General features: G+C 67.9%; 6 protein-coding genes. All 6 read left to right on the forward strand.

Annotation, left to right across the window (positions count from 1 at the left end; genetic code table 11):
* The 6 genes from OU682_RS12795 to OU682_RS12820 all read left to right on the forward strand — a co-directional run bounded on the left by OU682_RS12795 (position 1) and on the right by OU682_RS12820 (position 14,710).
* Entirely contained in the window at positions 1-1,194 is a 1,194-nt protein-coding gene (locus OU682_RS12795; protein ID WP_268942520.1) for a hypothetical protein, read from the forward strand.
* A 4-nt stretch (positions 1,195-1,198) separates the two neighbouring features.
* Positions 1,199-3,484 carry a hypothetical protein gene (locus OU682_RS12800; RefSeq protein WP_268942521.1) on the forward strand — a complete coding sequence of 762 codons (2,286 nt, stop codon included), beginning with the start codon at positions 1,199-1,201 and terminating at the stop codon, positions 3,482-3,484.
* 3 nt (positions 3,485-3,487) lie between these two features.
* Entirely contained in the window at positions 3,488-5,092 is a 1,605-nt protein-coding gene (locus OU682_RS12805) for a hypothetical protein (protein WP_268942522.1), read from the forward strand.
* Positions 5,089-12,567: a hypothetical protein gene (locus OU682_RS12810; RefSeq protein ID WP_268942523.1), complete on the forward strand. Its 7,479-nt coding sequence runs from the start codon at positions 5,089-5,091 to the stop codon at positions 12,565-12,567. Before OU682_RS12805 ends, OU682_RS12810 begins: the two co-directional genes overlap by 4 nt.
* A 6-nt stretch (positions 12,568-12,573) precedes the next feature.
* Positions 12,574-13,941 carry a formylglycine-generating enzyme family protein gene (locus OU682_RS12815; RefSeq protein WP_268942524.1) on the forward strand — a complete coding sequence of 456 codons (1,368 nt, stop codon included), beginning with the start codon at positions 12,574-12,576 and terminating at the stop codon, positions 13,939-13,941.
* Between the two features lie 61 nt (positions 13,942-14,002).
* Complete coding sequence (locus OU682_RS12820; protein WP_268942525.1) at positions 14,003-14,710, forward strand: LuxR C-terminal-related transcriptional regulator; 708 nt, start codon at positions 14,003-14,005, stop codon at positions 14,708-14,710.
* Positions 14,711-15,017 lie beyond the last annotated feature (307 nt).

Genomic DNA, 15,017 nt, shown 5'->3' on the forward strand with positions numbered 1-15,017 from the left:
ATGGCCGACACGGGAAGGAGCGCGAAGAATGCCGCAGATGGCGCCGATCCGGCCGCCACAGCGGAGCGGCAGAAGGCCCGGGCCCGGATGGATGCGGGGCTGGAGATGCTGTCGACCCTGGGCAGGCTTGCGCTGGCCGGGGCATCGCTTGGCGGCAAGGCCGCTCTGTTTGGGTTGCGGGGCGCCATGCCGATGCTGGAACTCTATTCCGGAACCACGCGCAGATCCGAACAGGACCGCGACGATGGCGGCGGCGGGCTTGAGTCGCTAGGGTTTTCCCGCGGCGAGGCCGGCGTCATCCGCAAGGCCTTCACCAAGGGTCTCCTTGAATCGCTCGAAATCAGTTCGATCACCCATCCGGTCTATGACGGTGCGCCGGTCTATCGCGCCTATAATGCCGACGGCGTGATGCAGCCGCCGCACATGGTGCATCTGCTTTCGCTTGGCGCGGCGGCCACGGCAATCTGGCGTCGGTGGGAGCCTTGCGAAAATCCGCCTAGACCCGAGCCCCCCCAGACGGTCCCCCTTGGCCAAACAGTCGCCTTCGTCGCCAAGGCACCCGGCGAATACGAATACATCACGGCCCCCCAGACCGCCTCGGACATCAGGAGATACGCCATGCGTCAGCGCAGCCTTTATCCACCCCGGCTGGCGATGCTGGCCTATTCCGGCGACCCCGGGTCCATCGTGCCTGCCCAGACCCACGCACTGTCGGCACCAGGCCCGTCATCCGGAAGCCGGGCCCTGTCGAAGACCGGCCCCCTGCACAGCCGGGCAGATGCCATGCAGATCCGGACCGCGCCCCCGCCGGGCCAGACCTGCGGATGCCGATGCGGCGGCACGTCGTCCTGCGGATGCGGATGCGGGTGCCATGACGCCCGCAGCTTTCCACCCGCGCGCTACGATGACGATGGAAACTGCGTCGGCATCTTCTCGATCTCCTGCGAGACCCGCTGGCGCATCCGCGAATGCCTCAAGGTCTCGTTCTGCGACTTCCTGCGCTGCATGGGCGACGAGCTTTGCGAACCCCGGGAAGGTGACGAGATCGATCTTCGCGAGTGCCTTGAGGATTTCATCTGCTCGTTTCTCAGATGCCTGCCGGATGCGATCTGTCCGCCCCCCGAGACATGCAAGCCCTGCTGCCCGCCCCGGGTCATCGAATCCTGCCACTGCAACTTTGCCGTAGGGGAGTGAGGCCATGACCGAATCCAAGCACGTCTTCGCGCCCTGCGTTCCCGGCGCCTTGCGCGGCGGGTTGCGCCGGACCGAGTTCCATGACGGCATGGTGCTGTCCGAGGCCGACATGAAGCGCGAGCAGTCATACTGGCAGATGAAGCGCCGGCTGACCAACCGCGCACTGGGCAGCGGCGTGGTCTGGGGCCTGTCGGTCCAATGGGACGCGAAGGCCCGCGCCTTCACCATCTGCCCCGGCTATGGGCTGAGCTGCTGCGGCGACGATCTTGTCGTCGAATGCCCCGCAGCCGTATCCGAGCGGGACCTGATCGACCCATGCAGCGAGGAGTTCCGAGAGATCCTCATGGCCGGAGCCGGTCCCTGCGAGGATCCCTGCGACCGTCCCGACGGGCCGGTCGAGGCCTGCCTGATGCTGGAATATGTCGAATGCCCCGAGGATCCCCGGCGGGTGTTCGAGGATCCCTGCGCGACGCTTCCCGGGGGTTGCCGCCACAGCGCCATGCGCGAGACGACGCGGCTGCGCCTTGTGCCCCCGCCCCGTCCGTCCGAGCCCGGCGCAATGGAGCGGTTCTGCGCCAGGATCGAGCAGTTGCGCGACATGCTGGCCGCCGCCGGGCAGGCGGTGCCGGCGCCCGTCGCGGAGTCCGGGCCCGCCGCCAAGGGACCGCCCCCGGTGATGATGGAGGCGCGGTTGCGTGCCGCGGACGGCACCGCGCTTGAAAGCCAGGGCAAGACGGTCCCCGGCATCGCCGGGCAATCGGCCGAGATCACGTTCCAGAACGCCGCCGCGCGCAGCATCGACATCACGCTGACGCCGCACCTCGGCCATGGTTTCCTGCGCACGCGGGACGAGACCGGCGCCGAGAAGCGGATCGAGACCCTGATGGAACTGTCGCTGTCCGAAAGCGATCTTGTGCGGAACGGCCGCATGGACCGCCGCTTCACCGTCGATCTCGCGCCGCTTGCCGGGGGCGCCTCCTACGAGATGGATTACCGCATCGAAGCAACCGGCGGGAACCAGATTGCCGTTTCGGCCCGCGTCGAGGCCGTGCGCGGACCGCTGCGGGTTCCCGACTGCGGCACGCTGATGAAAGGCTGGGCCTTCGATGTCAGCCCGGCCTGCGCGGCGCGCACGCTGCTGCTGGCCGCGATCTGGGGCTGGTTCCGGGGGCTGACCGGCACCGCGCCCTGCAACGATCCGCCCGACCAGCCGGACCCCACCCGCACAGCCATCGCCGCGCTTGCGTCCTGGCTGGCCTGGCGCATCCTGTGGAAGATCGACCTGACCGCCCCCGGGGCGGCCCAGGCCGAACGCTGCCTGCGCCTGTTGTTCCAGGAATGGTGCCGCGACTTCGCCTATCGCGGACCGCGCTGCTGCGACAACCACCACGGCATCCACCTGGGCCGCGTCACGATCTCGCGCAAGGGGCGCATCCTGTGCTTCGACGAATGGGCGTGCCGCCGCCATGTGCTGACCGGACCGCTTCTGACACATTGGACGGGTCTTTTCGGCATTGCGCCGATGGATGTCACGGCAACGCGGCTGGCCAGCTGGATCTGCTGTGTGGCGCAAACCCCCGACAGCCAGCTTGATCCCGCCGACATGAAGGCCATCCAGGCGGCGCTGTGGACCAACGACAGCGAACTGAGGATCGGGGGCGGAGAGGTTGTTTCCTTCAAGGCGCTGCTGTCCCGGGGCGGGATCCTGGGCGGGTTCCAGCCCGCGGACGGTTTCCCACCTCCGGCTGCCCCAGCCGCGCTTGTCCCGGCCTTTTCCGCGAAGATCGAACACCATCTTGAAGCGCGGCTTGACACGACGCGGATCATGGCCAAGGCACCCGCCGTCGAGATGATGCGCGAGATCAGGGCGGAACTGCCACTTGCGGATCTCAGGCCATTGGGCGACGCTGCGGTGTTCGATGCCACGCTTGCGGCGATCGGCCGGGCCGAAATCGCCACGGTTGACGACCTGCTTGCCCGCGATCCCGAGGTGCTGGCCAGGCGCGTGCGCCCCGAACTCATGGAGGACGAGAACCTGGATGCCGCCGCCGTCGACAAGGCCGTGGGCCTGGTCTATACGGTGGCGCTGCGCACGCTTGAGGCGGTAGGCGATGCCGTGACGGCCGTTGCCACCGAGCGCGCCGACGATGACCCCTTCATCCGCGCCGACATCAAGGAAGCGGCGGTGACCTCGGCCATCCGCAAGGCGGTGAACGAACATCTGCGCGGGCGCGGGCTCAGCGTCCCGGCGATCAGGACCATCGCCGGCAGGGTCGCCGACCGGCGCTAGGCCATGGGCACGCTGACCGTCGGTTCGCTTGTGCTGTCGCTGCGCCTTCCCGGCGGCGCGCAGGACCGCGCGGGCGCCGTGCAGGATGTGGTCGAACGCCGGTTCCTTCCCGCTGTGCTGGACGCCCTAGCCTGTGAGCTGGACGCCGTTTATGGGGAGGCAGCCGTCATCCGCATCCGCAGGCTAAGGGTCCGCCTGCGCATCGGCCCCGAAATCCGCAACGCCGCCGATCTTGCGCGGCAGGTGGGTCAGGATCTTGCCGCCCACATCCAGGACATCGCCCTTGTCGCGCATCCCGGCACGCCGCCCCCGCCCGTCGAGGCCGAGGCGCGGATCTGGCCAACGGCGGGCGCATGGCACGGTGCCGCGCTGATCGCCGCCCTGCGTGACGAACCCGGCCCCGAGGGGCGCCGCGACGACCTGCCCGCCCTGGCCCGGACGCTGCTGGACGAGCCGCCCGACGTGGTCGCCGCCACGCTTGGCCACTGCGCCGAGGCGGGCCTGCTGGACAAGGTCATTTCAGCCCTGCCGCCGTCCGTGCAGCAAACACTTCTTGCCCGTTTCGCACCGGTCTTGCCGCCCTCCATCCGGGCCGCGATCCTGGCGGTCATCGAAGGGGCAAGCCCGGAAGACTCCGCGCCGGGAGACAAGGCCGACCCCGGCCCGGCACGGCCCCCCGCCGTCCCTGCGCGGTCGCCCAACAGCGCCGAACCCAGGCCGCCCCGGCATAACCAGGTGCAACCTCCGCGGCGGCGCTTTGAACGCCGCGCGCCGGATCCGGCCGCCCCGCCGGGGGGGCTGCCGCGCCCCGTCCTCCACCCCGGGCCAGCCGCCACCCTGCCGCCTGCCCCGCAGGCTTCCGGCGTTTCCACCCCGGCCCGGCCCGCCGCTCGGGCAGGACCGGACCCCGGCACCACGATGTCCGCCCGCCGAGCTGGCAGCATCCCGGACATAGGCGACGCTCCCCCACCGGATCGGATCGGGACTGATGCAGGGCCGTCATCCGCCGCCTACCCTACCGGCTGGGGCGGGCTCGTCTATCTTGTCACCCTGGCAATCCGTCTGGGCATTCCAGAGGCGCTGTGGCGCATCGGCGTGCCCGAAGGTTCAGCCATGGCGGCCATGCTGGCCACCCTCAGCGGGGTGCCCGGGGATCCCGCGTCAGCCGCGCTTGCGGCGGAATTTCCACGCCCTCCCGCACCGCCTGACTCCGTCCCGGACTGGGCGCGGCGTGAATTCTGCACGACCATCACCACCGCCGCCCGCGACCTGGCCGGAACCGATCTTGGCGCCCGGATTGAGACCCGCCGCGCCGCCCTGGCCGGGGACGGATCCTGGTGCCTGTCCGAATGGGGCGCGGCGGCGCTGGTCGCCACGCTGGCGGAACTGATCCACCGGCCGCTTGATGCGCAGGCGCTGACCGGCCTTCTGGGCATTGCCGGAGAGGTCGAGATCGGCCCCCGCCTCATCCTGGTCCGGCTGCCCTCCGACGCGGTCGATTTCGACATCCGCCGCGCCGGGCTGGACGCCGATCCGGGGCATCTCACCTGGCTGGGCAAGCGGCTGGAGATCGCATTCGGATCGGGCGAGGAGGATTGGGCAGGATGACCCGCGGCTTCGCCCCCCCTGTCGCCACGACCCTGCCAGCCGCTCCCGCGCAGCGGCGCGTCCAGACCCCTGCGCCCCAGAGCAGGCCAACCGTCGCGGATGAGGATCGCTGGACCGAACTGGCGGCCATCCTGCTGGACATGCTGGAATCGGCTGGTCCCGACCCTCCCCCGGCGGCGCCCGAACCGCGCGCCATGACCGCGCCGCAGCCCGAGATGCCAGAGGCGCCCAGGACCACCGATGCGGGTGACACGGCAGCCCCTGGCGCAGAGGTCGACGCAATAGCCACCCCGCGCGCGCCCGCGCCGCTGCCCGGCGGGTCGGAGGCGGCGCTTCTGAAGGGCGAGGAGAAGCCGCGGACAACCGGGCCGGTGCCGATACCCGATTTCCCCCAAGGCGGAACGCCCCTGCCCGAAGCCGCGCCGCTGGCTGCCCCGTTGGAAGGCGCGCCAGAACCCGCCAGCGCACCGCCTGCCCCCGCATCGGGCGAACCTCAGGGACCGTCGCCGGGCGCCATCATCCGCCGCTGGCAGGAGCAGGTCCGTGCGGGCGCCGCCGCGATCCCGCAGCCCGACGTGAAGGTGCCGACGGACGGGTCGGCCCGGCTGGCCAAGATCGGATCGAGCGCGCAAAAGCGCAACGCTGCGGCGCGCGAGGGGATGACTAGGGACGCCATCAACACCGTGCCGAAGCCGCCCGAGATCGACACGACCCCGCCCGCCCCGCCGCCGCCGAACCCGGTTCCCGAACACACGCAAAAGGTGCTGGACGCCTCGGGCAAGCATCTTCCTGACCAGGCGTCGATCGCGCTGACCGCCTCGCCCGAGCGCGAGGTGGAGGGCCAGAAGATCGGCGGCACGATGCCGCCGCTTGGCGTCAGACCGGTGGACCCCGATTTGTTCCAGGTTCTCATCACCCCCTCGGCCAGGACGCTGGCCCAGCTTCCGCCCGGCGCGTCAGCCGAGGATGTCAGGAACCAGAAGGAAACGCCCGAACAGCGGCGCGTGCGGATCGCGCTGGAGACGCTGACCGCGACCGGCGACACGCCCGACCGCAAGGGGCGCGGACCCGCGGTCATTGCGCCCGATATCGGCCCGTTCAAGGCCGAGGGCACGACGCCCGAAAACCGCGCCAGGATCGGCGAACTGGTCGCGCGCCTGATGGCGGACACCGATGCCACCGCTGCCGACATTCTTGTCCGGCTGCGCAAGAAGGCCTTCGCGGGCGAGGCGCTGTTCAGGAACTTTCCCGATATCGGCGCCGACCTGCTGGACGGGCTGAAAACCGCGCTGACCGGCGACCTGAAGGACATCGCCGACGCTGCCGGGGTCAGCGGCGCCGAGCTGGACGAGATGGTCGCCAAGCGCCGCAAGGACCTGGAAGACGCCAAGACCAGGGCCGCCGAGACCGTCAGCAAGCAGGCCGACGAAACGAAGAAGACCGTCACAGACGAGGGGCAGAAGACCTCGGACGCCATCGCCGGCGCGGCTGAGGCGGCCGAGGAGGAGACGCTGCGCCGCCAGACCGCCGTCGCCGGCGAGAACGACCCCACCGTTGTCAACGCCCGCCGCGACAGGATCGTCGCCTGGTTTCGCGAACACGTCACCACGCAGATCACCAACTACCAGCGTGCGGGCGACAAGCGGCAGGCTGATCTGACTCAGGCACGCACCGAACAGCAGGACGCCTATCGCACGCTGGCGCAGCGCGAAGTCTATCAGGTGATGACGCCCGCCCCGCCGCGCGCCGCGCGGGACCAGAACGACAAGCCGCGCGAAAGGGTGCTGTCCGACATGTCGGTCCAGATCCGCCTCTGGACGGACGAGCGGTTGAAAACCGTGGGCGAGCATTTCCGCAAGGCCCTGGCCCTGGCCGCGTCCACGACGGACAGTTATCGCAAGGCGGTCGAGGGCGCGGGCTCGGCCGGGATCGAGGCCGCGCGCCGCTGGGCCGAGGATAGGATCCTTGCCGGTAAAAGCTGGTGGGAACGTTTCGTCGCCCGCATCAGGCGCTGGCTCGGGCAGGCCAAGGATGTCAACGAGCAATGGCGCGTGCGCCGCGGCCGCGAGAATGCCAAGGCCATCGCCGACGACATCCTGGGCGCCGAACTGGCCGCCAAGGCGCTGGCGAAAGAGGTGGACCAGAACACCGCCCAGCAGATCAACCAGATGACCGACGCCCAGAAGGCGGCCTTCGGGACGTTCTACAACAAGGCCAAGGGCAAGCATCCGCTGGACTTTGCGGCCGACCGGCTGGCCGACAACCTGACCCGCGACCACCAGGCGGGCACCAATGAACGGTTCGAGACCGCGCTGATCGCGACGCCCGTTTCCGGCGGGGATCACGCGACGGCCAACAAGCTGAACGATGTCGCGCGCAGCCAGGGCGCGGGCTTCGACGCGGCGCGGATCGCGCAGAACGTCCATGCCGCGATGGACCAATGGGGCACCGACGAACAGCGCATCTTCGACAGCCTGCGGTCAATGACGGTCCTGCAAGGCGCGGTGGTGCGCAAGATGTACCGGGCCATCTTCGACAGCGACCTGGACAACGACCTGGAAAGCGAGATGAGCGGCGAGGAGCTTGACCAGGCCATGGCCGAGCTGGAGGGCAAGCAGGCCAAGGCCGATGCCATCGCGCTGCATGACGCAATGGCGGGCCTGGGCACCGACGAAGCGACGATCATGCGTACCCTGCGCAACAAGTCCGAGGCCGAGCGCGAGGCGATCCGCGCCGAATACCTGCGCATGTATGGCGTCACGCTGGACGCGGACCTGAAGGACGACCTGTCGGACGGGAACGAGATCGACCAGGCGAACGCGCTTCTGGCGGGGGACAACGAACTGGCCGACGCCATTGAATTCGACGAAGCGATGCGCGGCGGCATCATCAGCACCGGCACCGACGAGAAGCGGATTGAGGAGGTCCAGAACCGCGTGAGGTCCGAGGTCCTGGCCATGGCCAAGGGCCAGAACTGGACATCGGAGGAGATGGAGGCCGAGGTCCGCCGCCGCCTGACGCTGATCGAGAAGAAGTTCGGCGAAAGATACGCCACTGTCGAACAATACAACGCCCCCGGCTTGGAAGGCACGACCGTGCTGCGCCGCGCCTTCAAGTCCGAGTTAAGCGGTCCGGAACTGGACCTTGCCAACGCGCTTCAGGACAACAACCTGATCAAGGCCGATGCCGCCCGGATCGAGATCGAGCGCAGCGGCTTCTATGCCTCGGACGACCGGATCAACGCGGTTCTGCGATCGCAATACGAACGCGCCCTGGAGGCGCGGCGGCTTGACGAGGGACCGGCGCGAACCATGCGCGTCCGGCGCCTGGTGGACGAGCTTCGCCACAAGCCGGGCGTCAGCGAGGAGGAAATCTCGCGCCAGCGCATGGCCTTGGAACGCCAGATGGAGAAGGAGGTCCAGGACGGCGCCCAGCAGGATAGCCGCCTGTCGATGGACAGCCTGAAGCAGGTCTATCAGGACAAGTATTTCTGGCCGCTGGAATATGCCGTCGAAGTCAGCATGTCGGGCGAGGATCTGAACAAGGCCCGCAACATGCTGGAACAGGGCGGCCGGCTGGAGCCCTTGCAGGAAATCGAATATGCCACCCGCACCGCCGGCACCGACGAGGAAACGGTCCGCCGCGTGGTCGGCAGCATGACCAAGGCGGAACTGGACGTGCTGGCCGCGCAGTGGGAAAAGCGGCACCCCGGGAAAAGGTTCCGCGACATGCTGGTCGGCGAACTGGACGGCCGCGATCTGTCGGACGTGCTGGACATGTACGACCACGGCAAGCCCACCAGCGCCCTGGAGGCGATCGCGCAGGAAGAACGCCGGGTCCACCGCGAAACGAACCACCTGACCGGCGTTCTGGGCGGCGCCGCGGCGGGGCACGAGGCGGCGTGGATGAATTCCGAACTGGGTCGCCTGCAAGATCTGAAGGCGGGCCTGTTGCGGACCGACTGGCCCGACACCGACGAGGCGCGTGAGGAGCGGGCGCGTCTCAGCGACGAGCTGGATTTCCGCGTCGAGCGGGTGCAGGCGGCGGTCGAGGATCACCGCCGCCGCATCGACAGCGTGACCGACATGGCAGCCCAGATCGTCGGCATCGTCACGGCCATCGTCGTGGCGGCCGTCATCACGGTGGCCACGGCCGGCACTGCAGGGCCGGTCATGGTGGCGGTCCTCGCCTCGCTTTATGCCACCGTGGCGACAATGGCGACGAAGCTGCTGATCAAGGGCGGCGCCTATGGCACGCAGGACTTTGCCATCGACGCGGCGGTCGGCGTGGTCGATGCGGCGATGTCGGCCGCGACCGCCGGCTTGGGCACCAAGATCCTTGGCCCGATCAAGAGCCTGGTCAGCGCCACCAAGATGCCCGCCCTGGCGGGCAGAATCGGCAGGACCGGGGTGGCGCAGCGGCTGGCGGCCATGGAGGGGATGGGCCTTGCCGCGCGCGCCGGCCGCGCCATTGCGCCCACCCGCGAGGGGGTGGAACGCGCCATCGCCCGCTTCGCCGCCGAAGGGATCGAGGATGCGGCATCGGCGGTGCCGTCCACGATGATCCAGACGATGACCGACGACAACGTCTGGAAGGGCGACCCGCTTGCCAATTTCCTGTCGGGCACCGGCTGGGGTCTTTTGCAGTCGGTCGCCATGAGCCGCACGCTTCATCTCTCCAGGACAGCTGGCGGCGGGCTTTTCGAACTGGGGCATTCCGCGATCTTCGAGCCGGGCAATATCGGGCGCGTGAAGGAGCTGAACCGGATCATCGGCGAGCATTTCGAGACCTTCCGGCAGGAAAACCCCAATGCCTCGATGGGTGACTTCCTGGCCTCGCCGCAGGGCCGCAAGGCCCGGGCCGAGATCGAGCAAAGCGGCCTGATGAAGGAGATCCGCGCGTCGGCCGATGCGGCCGAGGCAGCCGCGGGATCGGGGCCGTCCCGCGCTGATGGCGGAGACATGGCAAGTCCCGCCAACACCCCGAAACCGGACGCGGACGGCACCCCGGCACAATCCGATCCAGACGGGCCGCGTATTCAGGCGATGCGGGCGGTTCTGCCCGACCCGATCCGCCAGGGCACCTTCGTCACCCCGGATTCCAGTCTGCCAGGCCGCTCCGTCCATGTCGAGCCGTTGCGCATCGGCAACCGCATCGTCGGCGTGGAGGTCCGCGTCGGGCCGGGGGCGACGGCCCTGGACGTGGCGCTGCATTCCGGCACGATCCATGCGATGCAGAAATACATGGGGGTCCTGGGCAATGTCCGCCGCGTCCTGCACGACCTGATCCACAACGCGAACGCCACCGGCCTGCCCATCGGATCGCGGGGGTGGGAGGCGCAGTTGGAACTGGCCAAGCTGCCCGCGATCATCCACGAACGCATGGATGCACTGGCAAGGTCCGGCCCGTCCCCCGATGCAGCCTTGCGGGCGCAGGCAGAGGTGCGGTGGCTGGACGCCCAGCTTCTGCACCACCGGATGATCCTGTCCGATCCCCGCTTGGCGGCGCAGCAAGGCCGGGGTTTCGTTGCGGCCGAGGATCTCGACGCAGAAGAAGCGGCCAGGAAAATGCTGAAGGGCGATCTGCCGGAAAAAGTGAGTTCCCGGGCGGTGGACAGGCTTTTCGCCATGGCCAAACACGCTGACCCGGAGGCGGTGGTCAGGTTTCTGGCCGGTTTGAGGCAACACGACGCGGCGTTCGCGCAGCGCGCGGCGACCGCGGTGGACAAGGTGAAGGGCACGAAATTTGCCGAACTGTTGCAGGCCAGGGCGGCTGAACTCGACGCCCAGGCAAAAAGCCGGCGGAACCATCTGGACCGCCTTCGGGCCGAACAGCTGCCCGAGCGCGTCAGACGTTTCGTCGAGATCATGTCGAGGGTCGCGGACACGGGCACCCAGCAGACCACGCGCATGTTCGAAGAGACACTCGACTGGATAACCAACCCGCCCAGACCCGCGGCCGGCGACGATGCCGGGCGAAGCCTTGCGATCTTCGAATGGCGCAAGGGGGAAATCGATGCGATGCACGAGATGACCGACCTTCTGGGCAAGATCATGGCCGACCCGGATCTGGCGCTTGGATTCTTGGATGCGGATGCCTCTCGCGCGGGGATCCCCGAATTCGACCGCTATGACCAGCTTCAAGGCAGGCTGGCCAAAATCCGGGAATTCAACGCGGCCCTTGACGAGGCCATGGCCGATGTCCAGGCCGGAAAACTGTCGCTGGATCAGGTGAAAACCGGCGAAGTCCCGTCACGCCTGCGCAAGGCACTTGAAGGGCTGGACGGGCAAGGCCCCGAGAAGGCACGGACCCTGCTGGGGCACCTGCCGATCAGCGAGCGATTCCACGGCAGGCGGCCCGCGTCGCGCGAGACGAAATGGATCGCCAGGGGTGAAGTCGAGGCGCCCGGAACGTCCGACAGGCTGGAAGGCATGTTCGAACGCAGCATTCTTCAGCAGAACGTCGCCGCGATGGAAAAAGTGCGCCAGTTCATCCGCGATTTCAAACCCGACCTGGTTCTCGGGGTGGAGCGTGGTGGCGCGTTCCTGATCGAATCGCTCGGACCCGACTTCCCGACCAGGTCGGTTCCCAAAGCTCCAGACGTGAAAGGACGCAAGAAACCCCTGGGCGAATTCGAACAGCCCAAACCGGAAGGGTACCAGGACGTCCAGGGCCAACGTGCTCCCCATCTTGTCAAGGCCATCATGGACGTGATCGGCGACGGGAAAAAGGATTCTTATCGCTTCGTCGTTGTCGATGTGATCATGGGCGGCGGGGGTATCTCCGACATCAGGCGCAATGTTTTTGACTATGTGATGGGGCACCTGCCCGAACATGTCCGGGCAAAGGTCAAGTTCGAAAGCATCTGGCTGCGCGAACAGCATGGCTTCGAGCGGAGCGATCTTGCAACCGAGGTGAACAATTTGCTGCATTTCCTGAATTTCGCAGACGATCCGGCCCCGGTCATGGCCAGGCTCCGCGATGCTGCGCATCAGTCGCCCGAGGTCTTCCGCGAGGCAGTCATGGACTTTGCGCTGAAGACGCTGCCCGACGACCTGACAGGCGGCCAGACTCCGATCAATCAGATCCGGGCGTGGCTGGCCGGTTGGCACGACCTGACCGACCCCCGGGCACTGGCGGTCCTGCGCGAGATCTTCCGCGCCGACCCCGAACAGCGGGCGTATTTGCTGGGCGACGGCCTTGAGGCGCTCGGGCCGTTCGAAGGCAGGTTCGTTCAGGAAGGAGTCAACCTCACCGAACGCATCATTCCGGTGCGCCTTGCCGCAGGGGACGACATGAAGATGGTGATGGAGCCCGGCACCAGTTCCGACCCAATCGTCATCGTCGACGTCAAGACCGGCGACTATCGCGTCCTGCCGCTGGGGACGGTGGATCCGGTGACGAATGAAACGCTGTCGTCGCAGCGTGCGATCGTGGCGGCCATCCTGCAAGGCCACTTCAATCTGCAATGGTAGGGACAGATGCCCAGTCCGCACCGCACCCCTGAACCGACGATCCCGCGCGTACTGACGCGCGCCCTCGGCTGGGGCGATCTTGTGACGCGCCTGCTGGCCGCAGGCTGGTCGCCGCTTGACCCGCCAACCGAGCCGGGCCCGGTCGAGTGGCGCATGGGTGCAGCCACGCTCTGGATCCTCCGCGACCTTGCGACCCGCAACCTTGTCATGCGCCATGGCCGAGATGCTATCGTGCCGGCCGGCCTGGCGATCATGCGCCCCGACGAGATCATTGGCCTTGCCCGATCGGCCAACGCCTTAGACCGGCTGGCGGCTGCCCAGGCAGCGGAGGGTTCCGATCCGCATGTCGCGGCAGTCTGCGCGCTGGCCTGGATCGCCGATCCCGAACTGGCCATGGTCGAGCGGGCGCTGGCGACTCTCGAACGTCTCGGTGGCGATCCGGCGCCTGCCGCCGCGCTGTTCGCGGTTCCCGGGTGGCGTCGGGAAAAGCTCCAGGTGATGCGCCGGTGGATGCGCGACCGCCCGGCCGACCCAACCTGGGTCGAAAGCGCCCTTGCCCGCGCGCTGGCCGACCCCGACTGGGAAATCGCCGTCACCGCCATGCTTGCCGCCGGAACGCTGCGCCTGACCGGCCTTGCCCGCGCGGTCGCCCACATCCGCCTGCCCCAGACAAGGGCCGAGGGCGTGACCCAGGACGAGGCCCACATGATCCTTGCCCTGCGCGACGCCGTGCTGCGCGGCTTGGGCGGTCCGGCGGGCAAGGCGCTTCCGCTCGGCGTGGAGGCCGTGCTGGATGGCGATCCCGACGGTCTGCCGCCAAGCCTGCGCGACACGGCCGCGGCGCTTGGCCAGCCGCTTCCGGTCGGTACCCCGCCCGAACCGGCGCCGGGTATCACATTCGGGCCCGCCGGACCGGCCCTTGCCGATTGCACCCTGCTGACCTGGGTGCCGCCCGGCACATACAGGCTGGGCACAGTGCTTGCGCCGCGCGGCACCGTGCCGAACCCGCCGCACCGGCTGACGCTCGATCGCGGGTTCTATATCGACAGCGTCCCGCGCCCGCCCGTGACCTTTGCCGCAGCGCAGGCCGAGGCACGGCGGCTTGGCGGAAGCCTGCCGACACCCGACCAATGGGAAATGGCCACGCGGGGCGCCGATGGCCGACGATATCCCTGGGGGATGAATGCCGGAATGCCCGGCGATCTTTCGCCCCTAGGCCTCGCAGGCCTGACCCGAGGCCCCGGAGAATGGCTTGATCCCGGCCCCGATGCGCGCCCCCTCATTGCCGGCGGAGCGGCCTCGCCGGTGCCGGCCAACCGGCTGCCTGCTCTTGCGTCGGAATCTCGAAGTCACCGGGTAGTTTTCATGCTATAATGTCGTCGCAAATTGGACTCGTTTCGGTTCCGGCCTCCGCCTGAAGGAAGGGTTGCTTGGTATGGATCGTTTTTCATTACTTCTTTGCGTCGCACATCGCATTTACAGGGAAGGGCTTCAGAAAGCTCTTGCAGACCGCCCGGAAATCAGTGCCGTTCTTGCCTGCGACGGTCCCGGTCACATTGATGGTCTTGCGCTCGAGGGGGTCGATTCCGTTCTTGTCGACGTGCGTGCCGACCAGTCCGGCGACTCGGCGGCAAGCGTCCGGACGACCTTCGCCGCCGCTCGCGGCAAACCGGTCGTCGCGCTCGGACTGGACTGGGATGAAAACGCCCTCCTGGCCTCGGTCGAGGCCGGAGCGGCGGCCTGCGTCACGGTGGACCAGTCGATCGACGACCTTGTCGCTATCGTCCAGGCCGCGCTGAGAGGCGATCTGGTCTGCCCCCCCCGGATCAGCCGGTTGCTGCAAGAACACCTTCTTCAAATTTCGTACCGCGAACGCGAGGTGCATCGGCTGAATAAGCTTTCAAGCCGCGAGTACCAGATCCTGTCCCTTCTGAAAGACAGCCTGTCAAACAAGTTGATCGCACGCCAACTCGGGCTTGAGGTTCCGACCATCAAGAACCATGTGCACAACATCATTGTGAAGCTGAACGTCCAGAGCCGGACCGAAGCGGCGGCAATGCTGCGCAGCGCCGGTGAAGCAATGGCGGGGAAATCGCCCAAGCCACAAGGGCACGCGCCTCGTCAAGGGTTGATATGGCGTTGAGGTGGAACGCTGGCAGGCGAATAGCATCAAGACAGGCCCGGCGAACGACAGCTGACCGACCAGGACCGCTGCGGCAAGCCCTGATGGCCGCTCTGGAAACGTCGCTGCGCAGCATCAGCGGTACCCGACCGTCCGTAGGGGCCGGACGCTGAGATAGACCAAATGTCCCCTCCGCGTCGGGTCGGCAGGATACTGAGCCACAGAGTCCGAGGATTTCGCCGAGGGTCTTCTAGGGCGTGTTGACGTTTGAGGGTTTCCAAACTGATCGCTGGCTGATTCAAGGCTGCCAAATGGGAGGCAACCTTGA

It is taken from the genome of Paracoccus benzoatiresistens (genome assembly GCF_026913015.1).
In the GTDB taxonomy this organism is placed as follows: Bacteria; Pseudomonadota; Alphaproteobacteria; order Rhodobacterales; family Rhodobacteraceae; genus Paracoccus; species Paracoccus benzoatiresistens.

What these genes read in the sequence shown, in the direction of transcription:
- OU682_RS12800 (WP_268942521.1), top strand. Translation starts at nt 1,199, where the DNA reads ATGACCGAATCCAAGCACGTCTTCGCGCCCTGCGTTCCCGGCGCCTTG.
- OU682_RS12815 (WP_268942524.1), top strand. Translation starts at nt 12,574, where the DNA reads ATGCCCAGTCCGCACCGCACCCCTGAACCGACGATCCCGCGCGTACTG.
- OU682_RS12810 (WP_268942523.1), top strand. Translation starts at nt 5,089, where the DNA reads ATGACCCGCGGCTTCGCCCCCCCTGTCGCCACGACCCTGCCAGCCGCT.
- OU682_RS12820 (WP_268942525.1), top strand. Translation starts at nt 14,003, where the DNA reads ATGGATCGTTTTTCATTACTTCTTTGCGTCGCACATCGCATTTACAGG.
- OU682_RS12805 (WP_268942522.1), top strand. Translation starts at nt 3,488, where the DNA reads ATGGGCACGCTGACCGTCGGTTCGCTTGTGCTGTCGCTGCGCCTTCCC.
- OU682_RS12795 (WP_268942520.1), top strand. Translation starts at nt 1, where the DNA reads ATGGCCGACACGGGAAGGAGCGCGAAGAATGCCGCAGATGGCGCCGAT.